2 protein-coding genes are annotated in these 2400 nt (G+C 63.9%); both read right to left on the minus strand.

Translation table 11 applies throughout. From position 1 onward, the window contains the following. On the minus strand, positions 1–966 hold a 966-nt coding region (gene ftsZ / locus ACTS2Z_RS02905; RefSeq protein WP_442571731.1), incomplete at its 3' end, for a cell division protein FtsZ. 153 nt (positions 967–1119) lie between these two features. After that, the coding region (gene ftsA / locus ACTS2Z_RS02910) for a cell division protein FtsA (protein ID WP_442571732.1) at positions 1120–2400 on the minus strand (1281 nt) is incomplete at its 5' end.

Genomic DNA, 2400 nt, shown 5'->3' on the forward strand with positions numbered 1-2400 from the left:
TTCGGCATCAATGCCGGTGGCCACAACCGACACGCGCACGGTCCCGTTCAGGCTTTCATCGAAGGTGGAGCCGACAATGATATTGGCGTCAGGGTCGACCTGATCGCGGATTTCGTTGGCGGCTTCGTCAACTTCATACAGCGTCATGTCCATGCCGCCGGTGATATTGATGAGCACGCCGCGCGCACCCTTCATCGATACATCGTCCAGCAGCGGATTGTTGATGGCGGCGTGGGCGGCCTCGATGGCGCGCTTCTCGCCGGAAGCTTCGCCGGTACCCATCATCGCCTTGCCCATCTCGTTCATGACGGTGCGCACATCGGCAAAATCGAGGTTGATCAGGCCCGGCATGACCATCAGGTCGGTAATGCCGCGAACGCCCGAATGGAGCACCTGGTCTGCCATGGAAAAGGCTTCGGCGAAGGTGGTCTTCTCGGTGGCGATGCGGAACAGGTTCTGGTTGGGAATGACGATCAGCGTGTCGACATGGCCCTGAAGCTGCTCGATGCCCGCTTCAGCAAGGCGCATGCGCTTGGAGCCTTCGAAGTGGAAGGGCTTGGTCACAACGCCGACGGTGAGGATGCCCTGCTCGCGCGCGGCGCGCGCGATGACAGGCGCAGCGCCAGTGCCGGTGCCGCCGCCCATGCCGGCGGTGATGAACACCATGTGGGCGCCTTGCAGGTATTCGACAATTTCGTGGATCGAATCTTCTGCCGCCTGCATGCCCACTTCAGGACGCGCACCGGCACCAAGGCCTTGCGTGATCTGGTGGCCGATCTGGATGCGGTTGCGGGTGCCCGAGCGCTGCAAGGCCTGCGCATCGGTATTGGCCACCACGAAGTCGACGCCTTCGAGATTGGCATCAATCATGTTGTTGACCGCGTTGCCACCGGCGCCGCCCACGCCGAACACGAGGATTCTGGGTTTCAGCTCAGTCGCTTCGGGGGCAGAAATGTTCAGCGCCATGGGGGCAGGCTCCGTCAAACGGGCTAGGGTTAAGAATGGTTATCCAACAGTGTGCGGGTGCGTTGCTTAAGCGAGCGTTAAGTCCATGCGGCCCGGTTGTCGATGTTTTAGGTTTGGTTACAAGAACATAGACAGAACGCTTCGCGTCTTCTGTCAGAAGCTCTCGGCAAACCAGCGCCAGATGGCTGACGGCCCCCGGTCCATAGCCGGGCGCGCAACCCGGCGCATCGCACTTTCGGTGATGAAGCGTGGCGGTCCGGACAGGATTTCCGCAGGTGCACGGGCATGACGGGCCAGCGCTCCGGTACTGGCGGCAAAGCTGGCACCGGCCAGTGCATCACCCAGACCCGGTACAGGGGACGGGCGGCCGATACGCGCCTGACGGCGCAGGACGCGGCCTGCCAGTTCCACCACGCCCGGCAGCTGGCTGGCGCCACCGGTCAGGACCAGAAGACGGCCCGAAGCCTCACCCATGCCGGCTGCTTCGAGGCGGTCGCGGATCAGCTCGAAAATCTCTTCCAGGCGCGGCCGGATAATGGCGTTCAGGAGTGCACGCGGATGCTGGTTCATGCCGGCATCAGGCTCGGTTGCCACAGGCGGTGCCTCGATCATGGCGCGGTCATCGTCCGGGCTGTCCAGCGCGGAGCCGTAAAGTGCCTTGATGCGTTCGGCGGCATGAACCGGTGTTGAAAGTCCGCGCGCAATGTCGCGCGTGACGTGATTGCCGCCGACCGGCACCATGTCCACATGCACAGGCACGCCGTCGGCGAAGACGGCCAGGCTGGTGGTATCTGCACCCATGTCGATCACGGTCGCGCCCAGCAGCGCCTCGTCACCGGCCAGCACTGACAGCGCGGCAGCATAGGGTGAGGCGATGACCTCGTTCACTTCAAGGCGGCACTGGGCCACCGCATTCATGAGATTGCGCAAGGGATCGGCATTGGCCGAGATCACGTGCAGGTCGACGCCAAGTGTCCGCCCTGCCATGCCGCGCGGATCCTTGACCCCGCGATTATCGTCCACCCGCCAGGAGACCGGCAGAGCATGAAGAAGCGCGCGGCCCGGACGGGCGCAGCGCTGAAGACCGGCAGAGAGAACACGGTTGCGGTCGCGTTCACTGACCTCGCGCCCGCTGACCATGGCCTCGATCGAGACGCGTTCGGAGGCCGGGCTTCCAGCCGTTGTAACGAGGCTTACCTCGCTGACGGCCTGGCGCGCCATACGCTCGGCATTGTCCACAACAGAACGGATGACGGTGGCCGCCGCGTCAATATCCACTACACCGCCGGCTCGCATGCCGGCGCTGGAATGATGGCCCACGCCAATCACGCGCGGGCGCGGCCCGGTAAGCGTGGATTCGGTGCGCACGATGAAGCAGACCGTCTTGGCAGCGCCCACTTCCAGTGCGGCATAGATGCCTGTCTTGCTGGCGCC

Source organism: Glycocaulis sp. (assembly GCF_052168375.1).
GTDB lineage: Bacteria > Pseudomonadota > Alphaproteobacteria > Caulobacterales > Maricaulaceae > Glycocaulis.